This is a genomic window from Nonomuraea glycinis (assembly GCF_035920485.1).
GTDB classification, from domain to species: domain Bacteria; phylum Actinomycetota; class Actinomycetes; order Streptosporangiales; family Streptosporangiaceae; genus Nonomuraea; species Nonomuraea glycinis.
Map to the genome: position 1 here is coordinate 2,699,353 of NZ_CP109166.1, position 25,954 is coordinate 2,725,306.

17 protein-coding genes are annotated in these 25,954 nt (G+C 71.4%); 11 read left to right on the forward strand and 6 right to left on the reverse strand.

Annotated features, from left to right (window positions below):
• Window positions 1–257 precede the first annotated feature (257 nt).
• A complete protein-coding gene (locus OHA68_RS12430; protein WP_327107771.1) occupies window positions 258–3,317 on the forward strand; it encodes a BTAD domain-containing putative transcriptional regulator in 3,060 nt (1,019 codons plus the stop codon).
• A gap of 27 nt (window positions 3,318–3,344) precedes the next feature.
• On the opposite strand, the gene OHA68_RS12435 is transcribed toward OHA68_RS12430, so the two are convergent.
• The 3 genes from OHA68_RS12435 to OHA68_RS12445 form a co-directional block, all read right to left on the reverse strand.
• Entirely contained in the window at window positions 3,345–4,229 is an 885-nt protein-coding gene (locus tag OHA68_RS12435; protein ID WP_327107772.1) for an RNA polymerase sigma-70 factor, read from the reverse strand.
• 146 nt (window positions 4,230–4,375) lie between these two features.
• Window positions 4,376–4,759: a DoxX family protein gene (locus OHA68_RS12440; RefSeq protein ID WP_189137720.1), complete on the reverse strand. Its 384-nt coding sequence runs from the start codon at window positions 4,757–4,759 to the stop codon at window positions 4,376–4,378.
• Window positions 4,760–4,907: 148 nt separating this feature from the next.
• Entirely contained in the window at window positions 4,908–6,020 is a 1,113-nt protein-coding gene (locus OHA68_RS12445; protein ID WP_327107773.1) for an ABC transporter substrate-binding protein, read from the reverse strand.
• Window positions 6,021–6,370: 350 nt separating this feature from the next.
• Between OHA68_RS12445 and OHA68_RS12450 the strand changes: the two genes are divergently transcribed.
• The 9 genes from OHA68_RS12450 to OHA68_RS12490 all read left to right on the forward strand — a co-directional run bounded on the left by OHA68_RS12450 (window position 6,371) and on the right by OHA68_RS12490 (window position 22,931).
• Complete coding sequence (locus tag OHA68_RS12450) at window positions 6,371–6,772, forward strand: hypothetical protein (protein WP_327107774.1); 402 nt, start codon at window positions 6,371–6,373, stop codon at window positions 6,770–6,772.
• Window positions 6,773–6,855: 83 nt separating this feature from the next.
• Complete coding sequence (locus tag OHA68_RS12455; RefSeq protein ID WP_327107775.1) at window positions 6,856–9,543, forward strand: hypothetical protein; 2,688 nt, start codon at window positions 6,856–6,858, stop codon at window positions 9,541–9,543.
• 168 nt (window positions 9,544–9,711) lie between these two features.
• A complete protein-coding gene (locus OHA68_RS12460) occupies window positions 9,712–10,308 on the forward strand; it encodes a TetR/AcrR family transcriptional regulator (RefSeq protein ID WP_327107776.1) in 597 nt (198 codons plus the stop codon).
• Entirely contained in the window at window positions 10,308–12,044 is a 1,737-nt protein-coding gene (locus OHA68_RS12465; RefSeq protein ID WP_327107777.1) for an ABC transporter ATP-binding protein, read from the forward strand. Before OHA68_RS12460 ends, OHA68_RS12465 begins: the two co-directional genes overlap by 1 nt.
• A 52-nt stretch (window positions 12,045–12,096) precedes the next feature.
• The gene (locus OHA68_RS12470; RefSeq protein ID WP_327107778.1) at window positions 12,097–14,049 is read left to right on the forward strand and encodes an ABC transporter ATP-binding protein; all 1,953 of its coding nucleotides are present in this window, start codon (window positions 12,097–12,099) and stop codon (window positions 14,047–14,049) included.
• Between the two features lie 70 nt (window positions 14,050–14,119).
• Complete coding sequence (locus tag OHA68_RS12475; protein ID WP_327107779.1) at window positions 14,120–17,578, forward strand: serine/threonine-protein kinase; 3,459 nt, start codon at window positions 14,120–14,122, stop codon at window positions 17,576–17,578.
• A 3-nt stretch (window positions 17,579–17,581) separates the two neighbouring features.
• On the forward strand, window positions 17,582–18,547 hold the full coding sequence (locus OHA68_RS12480; RefSeq protein ID WP_327107780.1) for a hypothetical protein: 966 nt from the start codon (window positions 17,582–17,584) through the stop codon (window positions 18,545–18,547).
• Between the two features lie 193 nt (window positions 18,548–18,740).
• Window positions 18,741–19,619 carry a C40 family peptidase gene (locus OHA68_RS12485; RefSeq protein ID WP_327107781.1) on the forward strand — a complete coding sequence of 293 codons (879 nt, stop codon included), beginning with the start codon at window positions 18,741–18,743 and terminating at the stop codon, window positions 19,617–19,619.
• Between the two features lie 168 nt (window positions 19,620–19,787).
• A complete protein-coding gene (locus OHA68_RS12490; RefSeq protein WP_327107782.1) occupies window positions 19,788–22,931 on the forward strand; it encodes a BTAD domain-containing putative transcriptional regulator in 3,144 nt (1,047 codons plus the stop codon).
• A gap of 112 nt (window positions 22,932–23,043) precedes the next feature.
• Here OHA68_RS12490 and OHA68_RS12495 read toward each other — a convergent pair whose 3' ends face one another.
• Both OHA68_RS12495 and OHA68_RS12500 read right to left on the reverse strand, forming a co-directional pair.
• Complete coding sequence (locus OHA68_RS12495; RefSeq protein ID WP_327107783.1) at window positions 23,044–23,589, reverse strand: TetR/AcrR family transcriptional regulator; 546 nt, start codon at window positions 23,587–23,589, stop codon at window positions 23,044–23,046.
• Between the two features lie 93 nt (window positions 23,590–23,682).
• Window positions 23,683–24,147: a nuclear transport factor 2 family protein gene (locus OHA68_RS12500; RefSeq protein WP_327107784.1), complete on the reverse strand. Its 465-nt coding sequence runs from the start codon at window positions 24,145–24,147 to the stop codon at window positions 23,683–23,685.
• A 216-nt stretch (window positions 24,148–24,363) separates the two neighbouring features.
• Between OHA68_RS12500 and OHA68_RS12505 the strand changes: the two genes are divergently transcribed.
• Window positions 24,364–24,849 (forward strand): hypothetical protein, encoded by a 486-nt coding sequence (locus tag OHA68_RS12505; protein ID WP_327107785.1) that lies wholly within the window; start codon window positions 24,364–24,366, stop codon window positions 24,847–24,849.
• A gap of 20 nt (window positions 24,850–24,869) precedes the next feature.
• On the opposite strand, the gene OHA68_RS12510 is transcribed toward OHA68_RS12505, so the two are convergent.
• A complete protein-coding gene (locus tag OHA68_RS12510) occupies window positions 24,870–25,883 on the reverse strand; it encodes an SDR family NAD(P)-dependent oxidoreductase (RefSeq protein WP_327107786.1) in 1,014 nt (337 codons plus the stop codon).
• Between the last annotated feature and the right edge of the window lie 71 nt (window positions 25,884–25,954).

Below are 25,954 nucleotides of genomic sequence, written 5' to 3' on the forward strand. Positions count from 1 at the left end.
TGAACGGTGGATGCGCCTCGTCGCCTCCCCGACGACCGCTCCGCTGAGCGTAGGCAATCCGGATGGCAGAACACTGGACATCGCCTGGACGCCGTACTTCCACAAGGCTCTTCGCGCCGTCCCGCTGACCTGCGCTGATGCCGATCAGCCCAGGACGCACCGGCAGAACTCACCGCTATCTGTAGAAATAGGAGCCCTTGTCGCCGGAACGCAGTAGCTTGTCAGCCCGATCGGGAACGAGTGCCAGGGGAGGCTCCATGACGTTGGGTGACCTCCTGCTCGCGTACCGGAAGCGAGCGGGCATCACTCAGCAGGAGCTGGCCGGCCGCGCCGGGGTCAGCATCCGCACGCTGCGCGACATCGAGCAGGGCACGGTCCAGCGCCCTCAAGCCCGCTCGGTGCGCAAGCTGGTCGAGGCGGCCGGCCTGTCCGCCGCCGAGCTCGAACTGCTCCCGGCGGCCGGCCCACGGCAGAAGGACCCGGCTCTGCGGATCGAGCTCCTCGGGCCGCTGACGCTCCGCGTGCACGGGCGCGCCGTCGACCTGAAGCCTCCGATGCAGCGCCGCCTGCTGGGCCTGCTCACACTCCAGGCCAACCACGTCGTCACGCATCCGGACATCATCGACTTCCTCTGGGGCGAGGAGATACCCGACACCTACCCCAATCTGGTGCATACCCATGTGTCCCGCCTGCGCAGGTTCTTCGACGGCCTCGGCGTGGGCGAGGAGCTGATCAGCCGCACCGGCGCGGGCTACCGCCTCACCCTGGCGACCGGCCAGAGCGATCTGCTGACGTTCACCGACCTGGCGACGAAAGCGGCGGCGGCCCACCGCGTCGCGGGCGAGCCCGAGGAGGCCGAGCGGGCGTACCAGAAGGCATTGGCGTTGTGGCGGGGGCAGACGCTGGCCGACCTCGCGCCGCACGCGCTCCACCACCCGGTCGTCGTCGCCGTGTCCCAGCAACGCCTCACCACGGTTCTGGACTACGCCGATCTGGCTCTGGACCGCGGGCACCACGAGGCCGCGCTGCGGCGGCTGCGGGAAGTCGCCCACGCCGAACCCCTGCACGAGGGCCTGAACGCGCGGATCCTGCTCGCTCTGGCCGCGTCGGGAGAACGGGCGGCGGCGCTGAGGTTGTTCAGCGACCTGCGCGATCAACTCAGGGACAGCCTCGGCATCCAACCGGGCCCCGAACTGCAAGGGGCCTACCTGAGGACACTCCGCCGGCAGGCCGGCGCCGCCGCGCCCCAGCCTGACCAGCGCCCGTCCGGCCTCAGGGCGGATCACGTCCCCGCCGAGCTGCCGCCGGACATCGCCACGTTCACGGGCCGCAACCGGCAGGTCAGTGAGCTGAACGCCTACCTGGCCGATGTGGACGGACATCCGACGGCGGCCAGGGTGTCCGTGATCAGCGGTACGGCCGGGGTGGGCAAGACGGCCCTCGCCGTGCACTGGTCCCATCACGTGCGGCACCGCTTCCCCGACGGGCAGCTCTTCTACAACCTGCACGGCTACTCCGACCACGCCTCCAGGACCGCCGCGGACGCGCTGACCGGCTCCCTGCTGGCCCTTGGCGTGTCCCCGGCGAATGTGCCGCTCGACGTCGACGCCCGGCTCGCACTGTTCCGGTCCATGACGGCGAACCGCCGGATGCTGCTGATGCTCGACAACGCGACCAGCCCCGACCAGGTCCGTCCGCTCATCCCGGCGAACCCCCACAGCGCGGTCGTCGTCACCAGCCGCAACGACCTCTCCGGCCTCAAGGTGTACGACGACGCGCTGATCGTGGAACTGGACACGCTCAGCGACGAAGAAGCCGCCGCCCTGCTGACGAAGGTGCTCGGCCCGAACCACACGACATCTCCGGAGATCGTGGCCGAACTCGCCCGGCTCTGCGCACGACTGCCCCTGGCGCTGCGGATCGCGGCAGCGAACATCAGCCGGGGCGCCTACGGCACGGTCACGGACTATGTCACGGCTCTTCGTGAGGGCAACCGGCTCACCGAGCTGGCGATCGACGGCACCAGGAACGCGGCGGTGGAAGCGGCGTTCGCGCTTTCCTACACCGCGCTGCCACCGCCGGCGGCCCGGCTGTTCCGATTACTCGGGCTCGTGCCCGGTGCCGATGTGAGCCTGGAAGCCGTCGCGGCGCTGGCCGGCACCAGCGGCTCAGCGACGGCGGCGATGCTCGACCACCTGGTCCGGGCCCACCTCGTCCAGCGGCGCTCACCGCAGCGGTACCAGATGCACGACCTCCTCCGCCTGTTCGCCGCGCAACGCTGCGCCGTGGTGGATGACGAGCACGAGCGGGACAACGCCCGGACCCGCCTGCTGACGTACTATCTGGACACCGCTCAACGTGCCACGAGCATCCTTTACCCCGGCATGCTCAGGCTGTGCGGCCTCCCCGAACCGCCGGCCGCGACCTGGCCGGCCACATCCGGCCCCGCCGCCTGGCTCGAGGTCGAGCGGGCCAACCTGGCGGCCTCCGTCCATCACGCCGCCGAGCGCGGGCCGAAAGCCATCGCCTGGCAGCTCACCGACGTGCTCCGCGGCTATCTGTGGCGCAACTACGACGTGTCCACATGGGCCGCCATGGCGCGGGCCGGGCTGGAAGCGGCACAAGGCGAAGGCGTACAGCAGGCGGAAGCGGCCATGCACTACAGCCTGGGCGCTGCCTACCGCTATGGACTGCGGGACTTCCACTCGGCCTGGCGGCACCTTGAGCAGGCACAGCGGATGTTCCGGATCCTCGGCGTGCGGGACGGGCAGGCGGCCGCCCTGGACAGCCTCGGCATGGTCCTTCATCAAGCCGGCGAGACCGACCGTGCCCTCGCGGCTCTCGGCGCATCGCTCGACATCTGCCGCCAGCAGGGCTTTCTGGTCGGACAGGCGAAAGTGCTCTGCAATCTCGGCCTGGTCCTGGGCGGCGCCGGCCGGTTCGAGGAGGCGACGCGGCACCTCACCGAAGCGCTGTCCCTGGCGCATCGACTCCACGACCGGCACATGGAGGCCATGGCCCAGCACAATCTCGGGCAAGCTTGCCAGCGGCACGGCCTGTTCGGCCAGGCCGTCCAGCATTACGAGCGGGCGCTGGAGATCCGCGACGACATCGGCGACGCCGAAGGGAAGGCCACCACCCTCGACGACATCGGCACCCTGCTGCAGGCCACGGGTCAGCACGCCAGTGGCCGGAGCTACTGGCGCCAGGCTGTCGCGATCCTTGAGGACCTCGGCCATCCGCGCGCGGTGGAGGTCCGGGCGCGACTCTCCTTCGACGACCCGCTCCAGGAGTACGACGACGCGCGGTCCCGCTGATGCCCGGCCCGTCAGGCAGGTCCGGTTTCACTGCCGGGTGAGCGGGGTCTCGGATGCGACGTGGGTCAGCTTCTCGGGGTTGCGGACGTAGTAGAGGCCGGTGATCAGGGCGTCCTCGACCCGGATCGCCATGATGCCGTCGAGCTCGCCGTCCAGCCGGACGAGGAGTGCCGGGTTGCCGTTGATCACGGTGAGTTCGCCGGTGAGCGTCCCTTCGACCTTGCCGAGACCGCCGACGAACATGCGGGCCACCTTCTCGGCGCCGGTGACCGGCCGCTGCACGGCCTGCTTGACCCCGCCGCCGTCGCCGATGAGGACGACTTCCGGAGCGAGTACGTCAAGCAGGCCCTGCAGGTCCCTGGTCTCGATCGCGCGGTGGAACGATTCCAGAGCCGCCCGGGTCTGGCTCGGGGAGGCCACCTGGCGAGGGCGGCGGGCATCGACGTGCCGGCGGGCGCGGTGCGCGATCTGGCGGACGGCCGCGGGGCTCTTGCCGACGGCGGCGGCGATCTCGTCGTAGCCGACGTCGAAGGCCTCGCGCAGCACGAAGACGGCGCGCTCGGTCGGCGACAGCGTCTCCAGGACCAGCATCAGCGCCATCGACACACTCTCGGCGAGCTCGGCGTCCTCGGCCACGTCCGGCGCGGTGAGCAGCGGCTCGGGCAACCAAGGACCGACATACGCCTCCTTGCGCCGCCTCATGGTGCGCAGCCGGTTGAGCGCCTGCCTGGTCGTGACCCGGACCAGGTAGGCGCGCTGGTCGCGCACCTGCCCGAGGTCGACCTTGACCCACCGCAGCCAGGTCTCCTGCAGGACGTCCTCGGCGTCGGCCGCCGAGCCGAGCATCTCGTACGCGACGGTGAACAGCAGGTTGCGGTAGGCGACGAAAACCTCGGTGGCGTGGTCGCTCATTTCCCGCCCCTTCTCCCGGCCGCCATGACGCCGCCGGGCACCACCACATCGGTGTTCCTCACCATGATGTCTCCTTCGTCTTCGCTCTGCCTCGGGTGACAGCGGGGTCGGGCGGAGCGTTTGGCGCGGGCATGCGGGACGGCCGGTCAGGCGGTGAAGGCCCAGGGGCCGAAGCGGCCCCAGGCGATGAACGCCGCGAGCGCGAGATAGATCAGGTTCAGCCCGGCCAGCGCGAACTCCCCGCGGCGCCCGTGGGTGATCATCGCGCCAATCATCAGCACGACCCAGCAGACGGCGGTCACCGGCACGAGAACCGGTGCGACGGCGAGGGCGGCGGGCAGGATCAGGCCCAACGCGGCCAGGAGCTCAAGGACGCCTAGCGTCTTGACGAAACCGACGCCCACGTCCCCGGTCCACCCTCCGCCATGAAACGCGGCCAGGGTGTCCTTGGAGACGAACGTCTTGGTGATGCCACCGGTCAGGGCGACCACGGCCAGCAGAGCGGCAGCCGTCCACAGCGCGAGGTTCATGAGGTTCTCCTTCGTTTCCAGGGTTCGGCCTCAAGACACCGCACGGTCGAGCGTTGTGACAGCATGTGACGCCGATCACGGCAGCCGCCATTGAGTTCCATCTTTTTCCGGCGAATTCACCACGGGCTCCGCGCCGGCAGCAGTGCTCTCAGCCGGTGTGCAGGATGCGCAGGCGGTCGGGTCGCGCCGGATCTCGATCAACGACCTGGACCGGTGCCCAGGCCCATTGCCACACGTTGATGCCAGGCGTACGGGAGAACCGGATCTGCCCGCGGGTGCCTTCGACCGATACGCGCGGCCAGGATTCGGTGATGCTCGCCCGGTCCGTGCCGTACGAACGCAGCATGTCGGCGAGGACGGTGATGGTGTCGTAGCCCTCGAAGGCGACGAAGGAGGGCGCTTCGGCCAGTCGCTCGCGCAGGGCCGTCTCGACCCGGGCGCCGAGCGGGCCGAGGCGCTCGGGCAGGTAGCGCAGGAACGGGATCCCGGCGCCGTCGTCGCCCAGCGACGTCGCCCAGGTGGCGAACTCCGGCTGCCCGGCCGGGGCACCGATCATGATCTCGGCGAGGCGCCGGTCGCGGCGGACGGACTTGACGATCGACACTGCCGGCTCCGGGTGGCCGGCCAGGAGAAGGAGGACTGTCGCGCGAGCGCCGACGAGTTCGTCGCACACGGCCGTGGGAGCGAGCGCGCCCAGGTCGAGTTCGGTGACGGTGCCACCGCGCGGAGCGAGGTGGTCCCGCAGGATGCGCACCCCGGACGCCCAGTAGAGGCTCGGCTGGGCGGCCACGGCGATGCGGCGGTGGCCCGCGCCGAGGAGGTAGTCCGCGTAGATCCGCCAGCCATGGGACTGCGCCGGGGCAAGGCGCGCGACGTATGCGGTCGGCTGCTCGGTGAGCGCGTCGAGAACCGCTGACGAGCAGAGGAACGGCAGGCCGAGGGCGTCGGCCCTGGCTGCGGCGGCGCGAGCGACGACGCTGTGATACTCCCCCGCCAAGGCGGCCACGCCCAGGCGAGCCAGTTCGTCCACAGCCGCCGCCGCCCGCTGCGGGTCGGCCGCGGTGTCTCGCACCACCAGTTCGAGCGGCTTTCCGGCGATCCCACCGGCGTCATTGGCCTCGCGAACGGCCAGCTCCAGTCCAGCGAGCAGATGCCGGCCGGCCTCGACCCAGCCGGGCCGGGTCAGCGGTACGAGGACGCCGATCTGGACGGACGATCCGTCGGTCCGCTCCACTCCAGCCGGCGATGGTGGCGTATTCATGCGTTGGCGTCTCCTTTATGGCGATTAGGAGGCATTTTGCCGGATCGCCGAGCTGTCGCATCGAGCGGCCCCTGAGGTCCTCTCGGAGGTGACGCCGCCGCCCATGCCCATAAGCCCTGTACGGAGTTGTACGGGTCATTCGCCGCCGCTGCGCCGAACGCTGGGCGCGATGTTGAATTTCGGCATGAAGGCGTATAGGCGGGCTTACGGAACGCGGTCGTGCGAGGGCGTCGCGAGGCTCCGCCGGTGAATAGGAGCGCGGATATAAGGCAATCGTCCGGAGTTATCCAGAAATGTCAATTAAAAGCGGTCATATATCGCTGGGTAGAGCGCGAAGAAGGCGGGTGGCGATGGACGTCGAGTTGCTGACCCTCGCCGGGGCGGCGGCAGAGGCCCTGGTGCAGGCGGTGGTCTCGGACGGCTGGACGGGGGTGCGGGCCAGGATCGCCCGGATCATGGGCGGCGGCGATCCGGCGCGGGTGAAGGCGGAGGAGGCGGAGCTGGAGCGGTTCGGCCAGGCCCTGCGCGACAGCGCGATCCCCGCGGCTGTCATGGCGGGCCACTGGCAGGGGCGGATCGTCGAGCTGCTGACGAGGCGGCCGGAGTGCGCGGGCGAGATCACGGGCCTGCTCCGCGAACTCCAGGACGGCGCCCCGGGCGCGACGAACGTGCGAATCGGCGGCCACAACAACGGCAATCTCATCATCGGCGATCACAACATCACCCGTATGGGCCGATCGGAGAGGCCATGACGCCGGCCGCCGCAGCTCGTGGGGAATCGGAGGAGAAGTGGTAACGCGAAACATCCAGGTGAGCGTCGGCGGCGACAACAACGGTGCCCTGTTCATCGGCGAACACCACCATCACTTATATCGAGGAGCGTACGGTCCTCGCCGAGCGCGAGGGCGGCCCGATCCCGGTGCGCAGGCGGGAGCGTCCCGACCCACGCCGGCTGCCGCAGAGCACCGGGAACCTCATCGGCCGGGACCTCGACCTGGCGCGGATCCGCGGCCGGCTCGCCGAGCGCGGCGCGCCCGTGCTGGTCTACGGGCCGCCGGGCATCGGCAAGTCAGCCGTACTGAGCCGGATCGCCCGCGAGGCGGCGGACGCCGGCGAGGACGTCGTGTACCTGTCGGCCGCCGGGCTGGAGAGCGAGGACATCGTCCAGGAGCTGTTCGAGGCCTGCTACGACAGTCCCGGCTACCTGCCGCCGCCCAAGCGGCTGCGCCAGCTGATGGGCAAGGTACAGGCGCTCGTCGTGATCGACGGCTACGAGGGCTCGGCCGAGTCGCTGGAGAAACTGCTCGACGCCATCCCCGGCGTCGGCCTGCTCCTGTCCTCGACCCGGCGGCTCCTGGGCGCGGAGGCCCACGTCCTTTCGCTCAGCGGGCTGGCGGAGGCCGACGCCATCGCCCTGACCACGGCCGAGGCGGCCGGCACCGCCTCGGACCCGGCCGGCGCCGTGACCGGGCAGGAGGCCGCCGCCATCGGGGAGCTGTGCCGGGCCGCGAACGGCCACCCGAGGACGCTCCTCCAGACGGCCGCCCTGATGCGCGCGTCCGGGGTGCTGTCCGTGGCGGCCGATCCGGACACCGCCGCCCGCGCCCTGGTCGCGTCCCTGGACGGCGACGCGTCGGCGGCGGCCCGTGCGCTGGCCGCCTTTCCCGGCGTGCCGGTCTCCGTACCGGCGCTCGCCGCCCTGGCCGCCCTCCCCTCCACGGACGCGGCGGACGCCGCGCTCGCCAAGCTACGGCGGCTGCGCCTGGCCGAACCCGCCGGCCCCGCCCACACCCTGTCGAACGGCACGTCCGTGCCGCGTGGCACAGGTGGTAAGTCCGTCCCACGCGGCACGGATGGCACGCCCGTCCCGCGAAGCACGGGCGGCGTGTCCGTCCCGCGCGGCATGTCCGTCCCGCGCGGCAGGCAGGACGTGGCCGGTTACGCCACCCGGCTCGCCGTCTGGGTCCGGGCGGCTGCCCGCGCCGAGGTGGCGGCGAGCGCCGCCGTCGTCGTCGCCGTGCTGCGGGAGGCGGTGCGGGCGGAGGCGCACGATCCCGCGCGGGCCCTGGCGCGGGCCGCGGCGCCGCTGCTCGGCCACTCCCTGCGCTGGGGCGCCTGGGGCCAGGTTCTCGCCCTCGGCCTGACCGCGGCGAGGAACGCCGGCGCGGACGACGACGTGGCTTACTTCGAGGACGAGGAGAAGGCACGCAAGCGCGCCCTCGGCCTGCTGCTGGGGCTCGGCGGGGGCGGGATCGGCGCCGCCGGGGCGCTCGCGTCCCTGGGCAAGGGCGGATCCGTCTTCAGCGCGCAGACCATGGCGATCGCGGTCGCCACCACCATGGCGGTGACGGCGGTCGCCGTCATCGGCGTCCGCCTCACCGGCCCCGTCACCGCCGAACCGCCGGCCACGGTCATCACCCCACTCGCGGCTCAGCCGCAACCCTCCGTCACCGGCCGCCCGCCGACCGACACCTTCCGCCCGAACCAGCTCGACCCAGGGCCGGACACCACCCGAGACCAAGGACCGGGCACCACCCGAGACCAAGGACCGGGCACCACCCGAGACCAAGGACCGGGCACCACCCGGGACCAGGGGCCGGGCACCCCGCAAGACCCGGGGCGCGACCCGGTCACAACGCCGCGTCCCACGATCCCCCGGCTGACCCTCTCGGACGGCAGCATCGACAGCGGTGGCTCGGTCGACGCCCGCGCCACGCGGTTCGAGCCCGGCGAGGAGGTCACGTTCTCCTGGGCCGGGCCGGGCGGCGGCGGCGAACTCGGCGTCCGCACCGCCGACGGCAAGGGCGTCGCGGTGCTGCCTGACGCCGTCCCCGCCGACCTCGCGGCCGGTCAGTACACCATCACCGCCCAGGGAAGGACCCCCGGCCGGCGCGCCGGTGCCACGCTCACCGTACGGGAGCGCCCCGCACCCGAGATCCGGTTCACCCGCGCGCCGTCGTCGGTGGTGGCAGAGGCGGCGTTCGAGGTGGTCGCGACGGGATTCGACGCGGACGAGACCGTACGGCTCACGCTCGGGACCGCTTCCGTCGCCACGGCCGTCGCCGGCGGAGGCGGCGAGGTGACGCTGCGCGGCGACGCACCCGCCGAACCGGGCACGTTCTCCCTGACCGTCACGGGCCGGACCGGCGACCGGACCGCGAGGACCCAGCTGACCGTCACCCCGAAGCCGCCGCCCGACCTGTCCGGCAGGTGGAACGGATACCTGGACTTCCAGGACCTGGGCGGCGGTTCCTACGAGGGCACCCGGTACGGGTCCGACTGGGTGGAGCCCAACTCCGGCTGCACCTTCCCCATGGGCGGCGCGGAGGTGCACCTGTCCGGGAAGTCACCGACCTACACGGGCGAGATCCGCTGGATCTACGGCTCCGGCGGCCAGAACTGCGACTTCGAGTGGGGCGCGGCCACGTTCACCCTCAGCGCGGACGGCGACACCCTGGAGGTGAGCTCGGCGGACCCACGCGACCCCGGCCACAGGATCTCCCAGACACTGCGGAGGAACTGACCCCGAGGCCATCCCACTGCGGGAGACACCCCCTGGCCAAGGCCATCCCACAGGCGGGACGACACCCTGACCGGGCCGCGCCGCACCGGGCGGGCAAAAACCATTTGAACGAGTGAGTGCTCGCTCATTAGGGTGTCCCGCGTGACAAGAAGGCGACGGGTGCCGGCCATGGCCCCGCAAGACCGCCGGGCCGCACTCATCGCCGCCACGCTCCCCCTGATGCGCGAGTGCGGCACCGCGGTGAGCACTCGCCAGATCGCCGAGGCCGCGGGCGTGGCCGAGGGGACGATTTTCGGTGTTTTCCCCGACAAGGCCTCGTTGCTGCGGGCGGCACTGATGAGCGCGTTCGACCCGCAGCCGGTGGTGGACGCGCTGGCGGCCATCGACCTGCGGGGCGGGCTGCGCGCGCGGCTGCGCGAGGCGGTCACGATGTTGCGGACGGGGATGAGCGCCAACGCCAACCTCATCGCCGCGCCCAGAGAGCTGATGGCCGATGACGCCGAGTTCCGCGAGCGGATGATGGACGGCCGGCGTCACCTGGCGGCCGGGATCGCCCTCCTGGTCAAGCCCGATCGCGACCGGCTGCGCCGCTCTCCCGAGGCCACGGCGCAGCTGCTGCTCATGCTGATCACGGTGAGCGTGGACCGTAGCTTCTGCCAGGCCGGCGAGTTCGGCGACATGGACGACGAGGAGATCGTCTCCGTGCTGCTCGACGGGCTGCTCGTGCGCCCCTCCTCCACCCCTCCGACAGAAAGCCTCCGCTGATGCTGCTCCGCCTCCTGCGGGTCCAGCTCAGGCCGTACGGGAAAGAGATCGCGCTCGTCGTCCTCTTCCAGTTCGTCCAGACGCTGGCCACGCTCTATCTCCCCACACTGAACGCCGACATCATCGACGACGGCGTCGTCAAGGGCGACACCGGTTACATCGCGCGCCTCGGGCTGGTGATGCTCGGTGTGACGCTCGTCCAGATCGCCTGCTCGTTCGTGGCCGTGTACTACGCCGCCCTGATCTCGATGGCGCTGGGCAGGGACCTGCGGGCCGCGGTCTTCCACCGGGTGCAGGACTTCTCCGCCCAGGAGGTCAACCGGTTCGGCGCGCCGTCCCTGATCACCCGGACCACCAATGACGTGCAGCAGGTCCAGCTGCTCGTGCTGATGACGTTCACGATGATGGTGGCCGCGCCGATCATGTGCGTCGGCGGCATCGTGCTGGCGCTGCGCCAGGACGCGGCGCTGTCGTCGCTGCTGCTCGTCGTGCTGCCCGTGATGGTCGTCATCGTGGGGCTGATCGTGATGCGGATGCGCCCGCACTTCCGCATGATGCAGGAGCGCATCGACCGGATCAACCAGGTGCTCCGCGAGCAGATCACCGGCATCCGGGTGATCAGGGCCTTCGTTCGCGACAAGCACGAGCGGGAGCGCTTCGGCGAGGCCAACGAGCAGCTGACCGACGTGTCGCTGCGGGTCGGGCGGCTGATGGCGCTGATGTTCCCCTCGGTCATGCTGGTGGTGAACGTGTCCAGCGTCGCCGTGGTGTGGTTCGGCGGCCATCGCATCGCCGACGGGTCCATGCAGGTGGGCGCGCTGACCGCGGTCATCTCCTACCTGATGCAGATTCTCATGTCGGTGATGATGGCGATGTTCATGTTCATGATGATCCCGCGGGCCGAGGTCTGCGCCGAGCGCATCGAGGAGGTGCTCGGCGCCGAGCCGACCGTCCACCCGCCGGCGGACCCGGTCACCCCGGATCGACATCTCGGCGAGCTGGAGTTGCGGTCGGTGGACTTCCGTTACCCGGGCGCCGAGGAGCCGGTGTTGTGCGACGTGAGCCTGGTGGCGCGGCCCGGCCGTACCACCGCGATCATCGGCAGCACCGGCAGCGGCAAGACGACGCTGCTCAACCTCGTCCCCCGCCTGTTCGACGCGACCGAGGGCGAGGTGCTGGTCGACGGCGTCAACGTGCGCGACCTCGATCCGGCCACGCTGTCCCGGGCGGTCGGCCTGGTCCCGCAGTCGCCCTACCTCTTCTCCGGCACCGTCGCCTCCAACCTGAGGTACGGCAGGCCGGACGCGACCGACGAGGAGCTGTGGCAGGCGCTGGAGGTGGCCCAGGCCCGTGAGTTCGTCGAGGCGATGCCCGGCGGGCTGGAGGAGCCGATCTCCCAGGGCGGCACGAACGTCTCCGGTGGTCAGCGCCAACGCCTGGCCATCGCCAGGACCCTGGTGCACCGCCCCGAGATCTACCTGTTCGACGACTCCTTCTCCGCCCTCGACTACGCCACCGACGCCCGGCTGCGCGCCGCACTGGCCGCGGAGATCACCGACGCCACGCTCGTCATCGTGGCCCAGCGGGTCAACACCATCCGCGACGCCGACCGCATCCTCGTCCTCGACGCCGGCCGCGTGGTCGGCACCGGCACCCACACCGAGCTCATGACCACCTGCCCGACCTATCGCGAGATCGTGCTGTCCCAGCTCACCGAACAGGAGGCCGCGGCATGAGCGCGCCTGTCGAGGTCATCAACCAGGTCACGAGACCGGCAACGGAGGGCTCATGAGCACCCAGGCGCCGCCGCGCCGCCCGCCCGGCGGCTTCGGCCCGGGCGCGATGATGTCCGGACCCGCCGAGAAGGCGCTCGACTTCGGCGGCTCACTCCGCCGCCTGCTGCGCCTGCTGCGCCCCGAGCGCGCGCTCCTGATCGTCGTCCTCGCCTTCGGTACGGTCAGCGTCGCGCTGAGCGTGACGGGCCCCAAGATCCTCGGCTACGGCACGGACCTGATCTTCTCCGGCATCATCGGGGCCCAGTTACCCGCGGGGAGCACCAAGGAGCAGGCCGTGGCGGGGCTGCGCGCCGACGGCCAGAGCACGTTCGCCGACATGGTGTCGTCGATGAGCGTGGTGCCCGGCCGCGGCATCGACTTCACCGCGCTGGCCCAGGTGCTGGGCTGGGTGCTGGCCATCTACCTGCTCGCGGCGCTGCTCGGGATCGTGCAGTTCCGGCTGACCACGACCATCGTGCAGCGGGCGGCGTTCCGGCTGCGCGAGCGGATCGAGGCCAAGCTGGCGCGGCTGCCGCTGAGCTACTTCGACAGCCAGTCGCGCGGTGAGATCCTCAGCCGCGCCACCAACGACACCGACAACATCGCGCAGACGCTGCAACAGACGATGAGCCAGCTCATCACGTCGCTGCTGACGGTCGTGGGCGTGCTGGCGATGATGTTCTGGATCTCGCCGCTCCTGGCGCTCATCGCGCTGATCACGGTGCCGCTGTCGGTCTACGTCACCGCGATCATCGGCAAGCGGTCGCAGCCGCAGTTCATCGAGCAGTGGTCGTCGACGGGCAAGCTCAACGGCCACATCGAGGAGATGTACGGCGGGCACACGCTGGTCAAGGTGTTCGGCAGGCAGGAGGAGGCCGCCGTGACCTTCGCCGAGCACAACGAGGCCCTGTTCGCCTCCAGCTTCCGCGCCCAGTTCATCTCCGGTCTCATCCAGCCGGCCATGATGTTCATCGGCAACCTCAACTATGTGCTGGTCGCCGTGGTGGGCGGGTTCAAGGTGGCCTCGGGCTCGATCTCGCTGGGCGACGTGCAGGCCTTCATCCAATACTCACGCCAGTTCAGCCAGCCGCTGACCCAGGTGGCCGGGATGGCGAACCTGGTGCAGTCGGGCGTCGCCTCGGCCGAGCGGGTCTTCGAGCTGCTGGAGGCTCCGGAGCAGTCGGGCGAGCCCGCCGAGCCCGCGCGGCCGGCCCAGGTCAGGGGCCGGGTGGCGTTCGAGAACGTGTCCTTCCGCTACGCGCCGGACCGGCCGCTGATCGAGAACCTGTCGCTGACCGTGGAGCCCGGCCAGACCGTGGCCATCGTCGGCCCCACGGGAGCGGGCAAGACGACGCTGGTCAACCTCATCATGCGCTTCTACGAGGTGACCGGCGGCCGCATCACGCTCGACGGCGTCGACATCGCCGAGATGTCCAGGGAGGAGCTGCGCGCCAACCTCGGCATGGTGCTGCAGGACACCTGGCTGTTCGGCGGCACGATCGCGGAGAACATCGGCTACGGCGCGGAAGGCGCCACGCTCGACCGGATCGAGGCCGCCGCCGAGGCCGCCCACGTGGACCGCATCGCGCACACGCTGCCCGACGGCTACGACACGGTGATCGACGAGGAGGGCGCGACGGTCAGCGCGGGCGAGAAGCAGCTGATCACGATCGCCCGCGCGTTCCTGTCCGAGCCGGCGATCCTGATCCTGGACGAGGCGACCAGCTCGGTCGACACCCGGACCGAGGTGCTCATCCAGCAGGCGATGAGCTCGCTGCGCGAGGGGCGTACCAGCTTCGTCATCGCGCACCGGCTGTCCACGATCCGCGACGCCGGCCTGATCCTGGTCATGGAGGACGGGCGGATCGTCGAGCAGGGCACGCACGAGTCGCTGCTGGCCGCGGGCGGCGCCTACGCCGCGTTGTACTCCGCCCAGTTCGCCGAGGCCGCGGTGGAGGTGGATTAGCCGGCGCCCCTCCCGGACGGGTGGCGCCTGGGCTCTTGGCGTGCGCGGCGGAGCGTCGCACCATCGAAGCATGTCATCGGCGCTCCTGGCGGGGGATCCGCGTCAGCTCGGCGAGTTCTGGCTCGCCGGGCGGCTCGGGGAGGGCGGCCAGGGCGTCGTCTACGAGGGGTACGGCCCGAGCGGGCAGCGGGTGGCGATCAAGGTGCTGCACCCGGGGGCGGGCGCTGAGCTGCGGCGCAGGTTCGCCAAGGAGGTCGCCGCGACGCGCAGCGTCTCCCCGTTCTGCACCGCGCGGGTGCTGGCGGTCGAGCTCGACGCGGCCCGGCCGTTCATCGTCAGCGAGTACGTCGGCGGCCCCAGCCTGCGCCGCGCCGTCAAGACCGGCGGCCCGTACGGGGCGGACGAGCTCTACCGGCTGGCCACCGGGATCGCTACCGCCCTGACCGCGATCCATGAGGCCGGCGTGATCCACCGGGACCTCAAACCGGACAACGTCCTCATCGGCCCCGACGGCCCGCGCGTGATCGACTTCGGCATCGCCAGGACCTCCGAGATGTCGCTCACGCCCACAGGTCAGGGGGCCGGCACGCCCGCGTTCATGGCGCCGGAGAGCGTCGTCGGCATGCGCGCGGGCCCGCCGGTGGACGTGTGGGCGTGGGGAGCGGTCATGCTGTTCGCGGCGACCGGACACGATCCGTTCACCGGCGAGAACCTGGCGGCGCTGTTCCAGCAGATCCTCGCCGCCGACCCCGACGTGTCGATGCTGGAGGAGCCGCTCCGCTCGCTCGTGGCCGCGACCATGGCGAAGGATCCCGAGGCCCGGCCGACCGCCCGCGCGCTCCTGCTCGGCCTGGTCGGCGACCTCGGCGAGCTCGGCGAGCTCGCCGAGGTACAGGCGCTGCTGGCCGAGGGCAGCCGGGCGGCCGGGTCGGTACGCCCGCCCGCCGAGCTGACGCCGCCCCCGCTGGAGTCGGTCGCCGAGGGGATCTACCAGCGGCTGCGTTCGGAGGATCAGGCGCTGGTGCCGCAGATCATGCTCCGGATGGTCATGCCCGGCGAGGGTGCGGAGGACATGCTCAGGAAGGTGCGCACGGAGGAGCTGGAGGACGGCGTCATCTCCCCGGCGGACGCGGACCGGGTGCTGGCCGGCTTCGCCCGCGCCGAGCTGGTCGCGCGCGACGGCGACACGCTGTCGCTCGCCAACGCCGCGCTCCTGCGGGCCTGGCCGCGGATGCGGGAGTGGATCGACGCCGACCGCGACGGACTGCTGATCCATCGCCGGTTGGGCGAGGCCGCGCAGCGCTGGGACGAGCACGGCCGCCGCCCGGTCGACCTCTACCAGGGCACCGCCCTGGAGGCGGCGCTCAGCTGGGCCGCGACCGGCCGCCACCACGCCACGCTGAACCTGGTCGAGAACGCCTTCCTCGCCGCCGGACTGGCCCTGAGCCGGGTCCGCGCCCGCCGCCGCCGTCAGGTCAGCACGGTGCTGGCCGTCCTGCTCGCCGTGGCGGTCGCCGCCGCGGGCGTCGCCGTCGATCAACGGGTCGCGGCCGTGCGGGAACGTGACACGGCCATCGCCCGCAGGACGGCCGTGCTGGCGGAGGAGCTGCGCACGTCCCAGCCGGAGCTCGCGAGGTCGCTGAGCGTCGCCGCCTGGCGCGTCTCGCCGGTGGACGAGGGGAGAGCGGCTCTGTACAGCTCGCTCGCGCAGAAGGAGGTGAGCGTGGTGTCACCGCCTCTGACCAGCGCCGACGCGGTGTTCGACCTGAGCGCCGACGGCGAGGCCGAGGCCGTGGCCGACAAGGGCCGGCTCGTGCTGCGGGACCTGGCCACCGGCGCCGTGCTGCGCGACCTCGGCGGCCTCGGTCAGGGGGTACGGACGATCGCGCTGAGCCATGACCGGAGCCGGGTGGCGGTGAGCGGGGCCGACGGCGTCCGGGTGCTCGACCTGGCCACCGGGCGCACCACCGAACTCCTCCGGCAGCAGGCGATCGACCTGGTGTTCAGCGCCGACGACCGGCTGCTGGGCGTGAACACCGGAGACCTCGTCGGGGTCTGGCCCGCCGCCGGCGGCAAGCCGCTGGTCCGGGTGCGCGACGACCTGGCGGACAACGTGGTGATCTCCCCGGACGGCCGGCTGGCGGCGCTGGTGTCCAGCGACCGCCGTTACCAGCTCTGGGACTTACGGGCCCGGCGGCGCCTGCGTGAGCCGAACGGCGGGCGGGCCGACGGGGTGGCCTTCGGCCCGGCGGGCACCGTCTCGCTGAGCGTGGACGGCGCGGTGCGCGTCTGGGACCTGGCCGCGGGCCGGTTCCGGCCGGGGCTCCAGGCCGAGGGGATGACGGCGCGCTGGATGTCCTACAGCCGGGACGGCACGATGCTGGTGGCCTCGGACCGGGCCAGCCTGGGCGTATGGGAAGTGCCCGGCACCGCTCCCCTGCTGTCGTACAAGCTGGCCGACACGATGAGCAAGCCCTTGGCGCGGCTCAGCCGCGACCGCACCAGGATCGTCTACCTGACCGGGCGCGGGTCCGTGGTCACCCTGGACCTGGGGTACGACCTGCGACCGCTGAAGGTGGCCCGGGCCGTGGCGGGGGCGGCGTTCGGGCCGGGCGCGCGGATCGCCGCCGTCGAGGGCGAGGGCGGGCTGGTGCTGTGGGACGTGGCCCGCCGGCGGGCGCTCGGCCCGCTGCGCGGCGGGCCTTCCTCGTCCGTGCTGGCCTTCAGCCCGGACGGCCGGTGGCTGGCGGCCGGTGCCGCCCACTCGCGGCAGGTGACGTTGTGGGACGTCGGCCGCCGCGCCGCCGCCGCGACCGTGCGCCTGGCCCACGGCGACTCGGTGGACGGCCTGGTGTTCAGCCCCGACGGGCGCACGCTCGCCGCCTCGCCCGACGAGGGGCCGGCCGAGTTGTGGGACGTCGCGAGCCGGACCCGGCTCCGCACCCTGCCCGGCGACGGCGACCGGGCCATGGCCTTCCGCCCTGACGGCGGCGCCCTGGCCATCGGGGGCCTGGACAGTGCCCTGGTGGACCTGCGCGGCGACGCCGTCGTGGACAAGCCCTTCGGCGGCAGCCGCGACGGGGTCCGGTCCATCGCGTACGCGGGGTCCCGGGTCGCCACCGGGTTCCACCAGTTCGGCGTCGATCTGTGGAACGCCTCCGGTGGCACGTCCCAGGGCCGGCTGTGGCCGGATCCCGCCGAGTTCGACAGCGTCGTCGCGCTGGCCTTCGACCCCGGAGGGAACCTGCTGGCGACGGGCGGCGCCGGTGGCGCGGTGCGCCTGTGGGACACCGGCCGCCTGGTCCCCGTCGGCGACTCCTACCGGGCGCACGTCGACGAGGTTCTCGCCCTGGCCTACACCGATGACGGCCACTGGCTGCGCAGCGTGGGCGCGGACGGCACCGTCCAGTCCTACCCCATCGACCCCGGGCCGGCCGTGCACGCGGTCTGCGCGCGTACCCATGCGTCGCTCGACCGGGCGGCGTGGCAGAGGTACATCCCCGAGATCCCGTTCAGAGAGGTCTGCTGAGCCATGAGGTTCCTTGACCGGCTGCTCCGGAGAGACGGCTACTACGCCCAGATCGAGTCCATCGAGGTGGACCCGCCCACGGCGCTCCTCGGCGAGCCCTGCACGATCACCGTCGTGACCAGCCAGACCGGCCCCAGGAGCACCGTCACCGGCGTCCTCTACGGCCCCGGCGGTGAGGCCCTCAGGCTGAGGTTCGCCCGGGTGGGCGAGAGCGTCTTCCAGCAGGAGTGGCGGGCCGAGACCACGATCGACGCCGGCGCCGGGAGGTGGCGGGCCGGCGTCCGGGTCGAGGACGACACCGCCGAGACCGCCTTCGACGTCACCGACCGCGCCGAGACCGTCGAGACCCGCATCCGGGACTTCACCGTCCAACCCGAGCCCGTCGAGCCCGGCGAGCCGCTGTCGTTCGGCGGCCGGCTGGAACGATCGGCCGGACGGGACGAGTGGACAGGACTGCCCGACGGGCAGCTCATCCTGCTGTCCTTCCGGGCCGAGGACGAATTCGCCTGGCGGGTCATCACAGAGACGAAGACCGGCGAAGGCGGCTTTTTCGCCGCCACCGCCACCGCGGTGGAATCGGGACTCTGGCGAGCGGAATTCCCGGGGACCGCTGCCTTTCTCGCCTTCCGGGGCCCTGAGGTCGCCTCGACGGCCCCGCACACCGAGGGCGACGTCAAGCTGACCCACGGCCGGAACCCGGCGAAGGTGCGGAGAGGAAAGACGGTCAGGCACGGCGGCACCGTCCATTTCTGGTCCGGCACCAGCTGGCGCAAACTCGGCAGCGGTCGCGCGGTGACGCTGCAGGTGAACGGCGCGAATCAGGCCGGCGACACGACCGACCGCAACGGGGGATACACGATCAAGGAACGCGCCCAGGCGTCGGGAGGGCGACGGGCGATCTTCCGTAAGCAGGACAGCTACAACGCCGGGCGGTCCGACCCCGAGCGCAAGGTGACCGTGACGAACTGAGAACCGGTCCCTTTTCCCCCTGCCGGACGCGTGCCCGGTACGGGTGGCGTACTGCGGCGGTACGGGCGGAGTACGGACAGCGCCGTGCCAGCGGCTCTTCCTAACGTTCTCACCAAGCCGCACCTGACCCGTACCGGGGATCCACGGTGCAGGGCATCTCCGCCAGGAAAGGAAGCACGTGAAGCCCAGAATCATGACGTCGCTCGTGACCTTCGCCGTCGCGGTCTCCAGTGCCGTCTTCGCGTCCGCGCCGCCCGCGTCCGCCGACGGCCTGAGCAACCCGAGCGGCACGCTCACCGTCGAATGCCCGGGTGCCAGGGCCTTCATCCAGGTCGACTGGAAAGCCGGGGACAAGGTGACCGTCCGCTGGCGGGTCGACGACACCGGCACGGCGAGCGACTACTCTCCGGTGCTGCGGATCCAGGCCCACGACGCCGGCCACGACGCGGCGCCCTTCCAGTTCCCCGGCGGCGACACCTTCTTCACCCTCAACAGCGGCAACGGCACCCATGACGTGGGCCTCAAGTCCGACTGGAACCCCACCTCCATCCCCAACATCAACCACCTCAGGGTGCAGGTCCAGAACGGGACCACCGCGCAGGGGACCAACTGCACCGAGGTGCGGGAGATCTACAACTGGAGCATGATCGGCCACAAGAACGCCATGGCCAAGCGGGGCGTGGACTACGTCCTCGGCGGCGAGGGCACCCCGGAGCGCCCGGGCCTCGACTGCTCGGGGCTGGTCTACACCTCCTACAACCCGATCGGCAACTTCCCCGGCTGGCCGGTCCGCCGTGCCGTCGACATGTGGAGATGGGCCAACGACCACCAGTCCCCGTCGAAGTTCTACGCCAAGTCGGTCGACTACGCGGACCTGAAGGTCGGCGACCTGATCTTCTACAAGACGACCGACGAAGCCGTCGGCCACGTCTCCTTCTGGGAAGGAGACGGCAATGTCCTCGACGCGCTCGAACCGGGCACCAAGGTCTCGGTCCATCCCGAAGGCAGCCTCCGCAACGTCCGCGTCGCGGCCTTCCGTATCCTCGGTGTCGCGACCGTCCCCAGCGGATGACGTCGCTCCTGGGCGCCCAGGCATCTGAGTAGGCCGGCGCCACATCCACAGAACTCGGGCTCAGAGTGCTCCTGCCGGCACTCTGGGCCTTGGCGTCTTCCTGACCTAAGATCGGGCAGTGCCCCGAAGGTCGTGGATCACCAGTCTGATCACTCGGTGCAGGCACGAGTGACGGAGACAAGCTTCGGCGGGCTGCTTCGAGCCCATCGCCGCCGCGCCGGAGTGACGCAACGGCAACTCGCCGACCGGGCGGGCATGAGCGCGGGCGCGATCCGCGATCTGGAGCAGGGCCGGACGAGGAGCCCGAAGCGGGAGTCGGTCCAGGCCATCGCCACCGCGCTCGGGCTGAGCGGGCCGGACGTCGAGCACCTGCACGCCGCCGCCGAGGCCCACCGCGCACAGCTCGCCGAGGCCGGTCCGATCCGCGGCGGCCCGCTGCGCATCCGGGTGCTCGGCCCGATCGAGGTCTGGCACGGCGACATCCAGGCGCCCCTCGGCTCCGACCTGCAACGCACGCTGCTCGCGCGGCTCGCGCTCGGCGCCGGTACGGCGGTCGGCCAGGACGAGCTCATCGGCCTCCTGTGGCCGCACGGCGAAACCCAGAACCCGGTGGCCCTGCTGCACACGCACGTCGCCCGATTACGGCGGCTGCTGAACTCCGACAGCGTGCTGCTCGGCGGCCAGTCCGGCTACCGGCTCACGGTCACCGCCGCTCAGCTGGACCTGCTGACGTTCCGCGATCTCACCGCGCGGGCGGCGTACGACACTCCTGAGGAGGCGTTGAGCCGGCTCGCCGAGGCCGTCGCGCTGTGGCGCGGCGAGATCGACGCGGAGGGGCCGGCGTCGAGCCCGCTCTACACCGCGATAGCCGGCGAGTACGCCACCACCGTCCAGACGTTCGCCGCCCTGGCGCGCGACCTCGGCCGGCCGGAACGGGCGCTGAAACCGCTGCGGGAGCTGGCGCACCGGCGCGAGCTGGACGAGCCGCTGCACGCCCAGCTGATCCTGACCCTGGCCGCGAGCGGCCGGCAGGCGGAGGCGCTCGCGGCCTACGACCGGATCCGGTCCGCGCTCGCCGACCAGCTCGGCATCGATCCCGGTGAGCGGCTGCGCTCCGCCCAGCTCGCGGTGCTCCGGCAGCAGGAGGGGCGCGCCCGGCGGAAGAGGGGACGGACCTCGATCCAGCAGGCGCCCGCCGCGCCGCCGGACTTCGTCGGCAGAGTGGATCACATGGCCAGGATCGAGGCCGCGCTCGCCAGGACGGGCCAGGAGCCCGGACCGAGCGCGCCCCGCATCGTCATGATCGACGGCATCGCCGGAGTCGGTAAGACCGCGCTCGCGCTCGCCGCCGCGCACCGGTTGCGCGCGGAGTACCCCGACGGTCAGCTGTACGCCGACCTGCGCGGCGCCACCGCGACCGCGCCGGAGCCGATGCAGGTGCTCGGCCGGTTCCTGCGCGCGCTGGGCGTGCCGGGCAGGCAGATCGGGACCGACGAGGCCGAGGCGGCCGCGCTGTTCCGCAGCGAGCTCGCCGACCGGCGGATGCTGGTGCTGCTGGACAACGCGCATGACGCCGACCAGGTCCGGCCGCTGCTGCCGGGAGCGGGCCGCAGCGACTTGATCGTGACCAGCCGGCGCCGGGTGCTCGGCCTCGCCGGTGCGAGCGTCGTGCACCTCGAACCGCTCGGCCCGGAGGAGTCGATCGCGCTGATCGCCGCGACCGCGGGATCGCACCGGATCGACGCCGATCCCGACGCGGCCGGCGCGCTCGCCGAGGCGTGCGCGCGGCTGCCGCTCGCGCTGCGCATCGCGAGCGCGCGACTGGCCACCCGGCAGGCGTGGGCCATCGGCGACCTGACCCGCCGACTGCACGACGACAACCGCCGGCTCAGCGAGCTGTCCACCGGTGAGTCCAGCGTGCTCACCAGCTTCCAGCTCAGCTACGCCGACCTGAGCGCCGCGGCGCAGCGCGCGTTCCGGCTGTGCAGCCTGCACCCCGGTGACGACTTCGCCGCCGACACCACCGGTGTCCTGCTGGCGATGCCGCCGACCGACGTCGACCGCGTGCTGGAGGACCTGCTCGAGGCGAACATGCTCATGCAGTACGCGACGGACCGCTACCGGTTCCATGACCTGCTGGGCCTGTACGCCCGGCGGCTGCTCGCCGACGACACCGAGGGCGAGAGCGCGCGCTCCCGGCTGTACACCTGGTACACCGAGGCGGTGACGGCCGCGATGGAGTGGGTGTACCCGCAGCTCGTACGGCTCGACACGCATGCGGAGCGGGACACGATCTTCGCCACCGAGGCCGACGCGCTCGCCTGGCTGGACGCCGAGCTGCCCGCGTTGGTCGCGGTCGTCAGGCACACGGCCGGGTCCGCCGACCGCGCGCTGTCCTGGCGGATCACCGACCAGCTCCGCGGCTACTTCCTGATCCGCCGGCACATCGACGGCTGGCTGCCCGCGGCGGAGGCGGGTCTGGACGCGGCCGTCAGCGCCGGCGACGACATCGCGCGGACCGCGATGCTGATCAACCGCGGCCAGGCGCTGTGGTCGGTCGGCCGGGACGAGGAGGCGCTGTCCGACTGCCTGGCCGGCGAGCGGCTCGCGGCCGCCTCCGGCTGGACGACGGCCTCGGCGTACCTGTCCCATCACATCGGATGGCACTATCTGGAGCAGGGCAAGCTCATCGACGCGGAGGAGCGGCTGCACCGGGCGCTGGAGCTGACCGAGGACGACCGGCTCGGCCACGTACGGGCGGTCGCGCTCAACGGGCTCGGGGTGCTGCGGCTGTGCCAGGGCGAGTTGGAGGACGCCGCCGAGCTGTTCACCGCGGCGCTGGAGATCAACGTCGCGACCGGCAGGGAGACGTCGGCGCTGGCCAACCGGGGCAACCTGGCGAGCGCCTTACGTCAGCTCGGTGCGGAGGCGCGCGCCGCCGAGCTGCTCGACGACGTGCTCGCGGCCTACCGCAAGGGGGCGAACCTGCGCGGCGAGCTGTCCACCCTGGACGAGCTGAGCCAGTTGCACCGGCAGCGCGGCGACGCCGCCACCGCGCTGGAGCTGGCCAGGCGCGCGCACGACATGGCGATCGTGGTCCACGACAGGAAGGCCACGGCGCAGACCGCGGCCACCGCGGCACAGGCGTACCTCGCGCTCGGCGACACGACGGCCGCCGCCCACTGGTTCGAGCAGTGCATGGTGATCGCGCACGGCGCCTACCCGTTCGTGGAGGCACGCGCCCTGGCCGGCCTCGCCGCCATCCGGCGCTCCGCCGGCGACCCGGCCTCGGCGAGTTACACCGCCGAGTAGGCCGTGGCGATCGCCGGATTCTGCGGCTTCCGCCTGCTCGAAGGCCAGGTTGACCGCACTGCACGCGCCGAGACCAGAGTAAGCGGTTGACTGCTCCCATAAGGACCGGCTGCTAGGCCCGCAGCGTGCGCGCCCAGGGCGCGTCGACGGCGGCGGCGTCGATCGCCACCACGACATTGCTGAGCAGGGCGTCCGCGAAGTAGCGGCGGATCTGCTCGTCGGAGGCGCCGGAGACGGCGCGGATGTACTCGACCTGCCTGGCGTAGCAGCTGCGCACCGCCTCGCCGATGACCGGCTCACCCGCGCAGCCCTGGGCATGCATGAGGATCATCAGCACGTCCCGGTCGGCGATGACCTCGTCGTACGAGGCGGTCAGCGCCCGTAGGACCGCCTCCGGATCGGTGCTCCGCGCCGACGCCGCCGCGGCGGCCACGGACTCCCGAAGGCGGTCCGAGCAGTAGTCCACCAGGGCCGCGAACAGCGTTTCTTTGTCCTTGAACAGCCGGTACAGGTAGCCCTGCGAGATGCCCGCGGCCTTGGCCACGTCCATCGTCGAGGTCCCGTAGTAGCCGCGCTCGGCGAACGCCTTGATCGCCGTGCGCATGACCGTGGCCCGGCGCTCTTCGGCGGTGGAACGCTGTCGTGTCCTGGTGTCCATAGAAGTAATCAACCAATCTCCGTACAGAGGCGTCAAACCGCTGGTCCGTTTCGGAGCGGCCTGTCCGCTGCCCTCGCCGGGTGACGGACGTCTTCAGTCGTTGCTGAACGCCGAGACCAGGTCGTCGTTTCCGCCGCCGAGGGCTTCGGCGGCCACCTGGGGGTTCCAGAAGTCGACGTACCGGCTGATCTTGCCGTCCTTCGTCTCGACCACGGAGATGTAGGTCTGGTTGTAGGGCCGGCCGGTCTCCAGCGCGACGCCCTCGCTCTTGAGCTCCGCGATGACCAGCGAAGGGTCGGTGGTCTCGTGGAAGCGCAGGTCGGTGAACTCCACGCGGAAGTTCTCGGAGAAGCTCTTCAGGTGGACGAGCAGGTCCTGCTTGCCCGCGACCTGGGCCGGGTAGCCCTTCGGGGCGTAGGGGAACTCCAGCACGCCCTCCTCGGCGAACAGGTCCACCCACTCGGCGAACCGCCCGGAGGACAGGTGGTCCAGGTGGTCCCTGAACGTCTGCTGCGCGGCAGCCCGGACGCTGTCGGTGCCCTGCTGAGTGTTGCTCATCACTGAACCCTTCTCTGAAGTCGGCCAGATATAGAAGCGGTTGACCGCTTTATTATGAGGCCACGAACTGGCGAAACATCGCAGCCAGCTCTCTGTCGCTAGATGTAAGTAATAGACCACTTTCATCTGAAGTGTCAACCGCCCCGATCCGATGATCATCAGCTGGAGGCCCGTTCGCGATCTCAAGGTGATCTGAAGCCGCCACCCTCGTATGCCATGGTTCGCACCTCGCTGATGGCCTTATGCCTCCTCATCCCGCTCGCCGGCTGCGCGACTGAATCGGCGCGGTCGGCGTCGTCCACGGCTGCCGAGGCGGCACCGGCCCCCGTCCCGGAGACGCCACCGCAGCAGAGCGCCGTCCCCGGTGCGCAGGAGTTCCATGCCACCGAGTTACGTCCCGGCGACTGCGTCGAGCCCTTGCCCCAGACGTTCATCGTGACCGTCGTCCCCTGCGACGTGCCGCACTCGGCCGAGTTCGCCACCACGTACATCCTCCCCGAGGGGCCGTACCCGGCGGCGGACATGACCCGGCTCATGGAGAACGGATGCCTGCCCAGACTGCGGATCAAAGAGTCCAAAGCAGGAAAAGTCAGCCTTTGGGCGTTTGGGCCCACTCCGGATGACTGGCCCCGCCACAGGACCGTCTACTGCATGGCCATGCCCTCGGACGGCCGGCCGACGACCGGACGCGTGGTCAAGTAGCCACCTGCCGGCGGCCGTCGTCAGCCCTGGAGCAGGCGCTCGCTCAGATCCCAGAGTCGCCGGGCCGACTCCGGGTCGAGGGCATGGGGGACGACGTCGGCCGGGACGTCGTCGTGGGTGCCGAAGTCGATGGGCTGCGGGGTGCCCAGCGGTGAGATGTCGTTGTCCATCAGGTAGACCCCGCCGATGTCGGCGAGCAGCGGGCTGGTCGCGGCGAACACCCCGGTGCCGGCGCCCTGCTGCGGCGTCTTCTTCCCGCGCAGGGGGTCGATGATCGTCCGGCCGGACTCGTCGATCAGTCCCATGGCCCGCAGCGCGTCGTCATTCAGCCACGGTGTCCGCTTCTCGCCTTCGGCCAGCCAGGGCCCGAGGTTCGTGCCCATGACGATGCCCGGGTGCACGGCATAGCCGCGGATCCCCGCGTCGGCCCAGCGCCGGTCCAACTCGACGGCGAAGAGGATGTTGGCGGTCTTGGACTGGCCGTAGGCGAGCATGCCGTCATAGCCGGTGGTGAAGTGCGGGTCGTCCCAGCGGATGTCGGAGAGGCGATGGCCCCCGGAGGTCAGGTTGACGACCCGGGCACCGTGCGCGGCGCGCAGGGCGGGCAGCAGGCCGAGGGTCAGCTGGAAGTGGCCGAGATAATTGGTCGCGAACTGCGACTCGTAGCCGCGCGCGTCCCGGACCAGTGGGCCGCCCATGATGCCCGCGCTGTTGATCAGGACGTGGAGCGGCCGGCCGGAATCGAGGTAGCGGGCGGCGAAGGCGTCGATCGACGCCGGGTCGAGGAGGTTCAGCCGGTCGGCCTGGACGCGCTCGATGCCGGCCAGCGCGGGCGCGGCGCGGTCCGGGTCGCGTGAGCCGACGGTGACGGACGCGCCGGCCTTGCTGAGCGCCCGGGTCATCTCCAGGCCGAGCCCGACGTGACCGCCGGTGACGACGACGTTCGTACCGGACAGGTCGATGCCCTTGAGCACGTCGTCGGCCGTCGAGGCCGCGGTGAAACCGGATCCGAGAGGGCGTTGCTTCTGTGTCATGTCACCACCCTGCACCCGGCTGTCCGTACGCTGAATGGTTGTAAGTCCGTATTTTTTGCGCGATAGTACGG

Bases quoted from the DNA above. Each gene is read 5' to 3' on its own strand.
- OHA68_RS12430 (WP_327107771.1), top strand. From the start codon at position 258: ATGACGTTGGGTGACCTCCTGCTCGCGTACCGGAAGCGAGCGGGCATC.
- OHA68_RS12435 (WP_327107772.1), bottom strand. From the start codon at position 4,229: ATGAGCGACCACGCCACCGAGGTTTTCGTCGCCTACCGCAACCTGCTG.
- OHA68_RS12440 (WP_189137720.1), bottom strand. From the start codon at position 4,759: ATGAACCTCGCGCTGTGGACGGCTGCCGCTCTGCTGGCCGTGGTCGCC.
- OHA68_RS12445 (WP_327107773.1), bottom strand. From the start codon at position 6,020: ATGAATACGCCACCATCGCCGGCTGGAGTGGAGCGGACCGACGGATCG.
- OHA68_RS12450 (WP_327107774.1), top strand. From the start codon at position 6,371: ATGGACGTCGAGTTGCTGACCCTCGCCGGGGCGGCGGCAGAGGCCCTG.
- OHA68_RS12460 (WP_327107776.1), top strand. From the start codon at position 9,712: ATGGCCCCGCAAGACCGCCGGGCCGCACTCATCGCCGCCACGCTCCCC.
- OHA68_RS12465 (WP_327107777.1), top strand. From the start codon at position 10,308: ATGCTGCTCCGCCTCCTGCGGGTCCAGCTCAGGCCGTACGGGAAAGAG.
- OHA68_RS12470 (WP_327107778.1), top strand. From the start codon at position 12,097: ATGAGCACCCAGGCGCCGCCGCGCCGCCCGCCCGGCGGCTTCGGCCCG.
- OHA68_RS12475 (WP_327107779.1), top strand. From the start codon at position 14,120: ATGTCATCGGCGCTCCTGGCGGGGGATCCGCGTCAGCTCGGCGAGTTC.
- OHA68_RS12480 (WP_327107780.1), top strand. From the start codon at position 17,582: ATGAGGTTCCTTGACCGGCTGCTCCGGAGAGACGGCTACTACGCCCAG.
- OHA68_RS12485 (WP_327107781.1), top strand. From the start codon at position 18,741: ATGACGTCGCTCGTGACCTTCGCCGTCGCGGTCTCCAGTGCCGTCTTC.
- OHA68_RS12495 (WP_327107783.1), bottom strand. From the start codon at position 23,589: ATGGACACCAGGACACGACAGCGTTCCACCGCCGAAGAGCGCCGGGCC.
- OHA68_RS12500 (WP_327107784.1), bottom strand. From the start codon at position 24,147: ATGAGCAACACTCAGCAGGGCACCGACAGCGTCCGGGCTGCCGCGCAG.
- OHA68_RS12505 (WP_327107785.1), top strand. From the start codon at position 24,364: ATGGTTCGCACCTCGCTGATGGCCTTATGCCTCCTCATCCCGCTCGCC.
- OHA68_RS12510 (WP_327107786.1), bottom strand. From the start codon at position 25,883: ATGACACAGAAGCAACGCCCTCTCGGATCCGGTTTCACCGCGGCCTCG.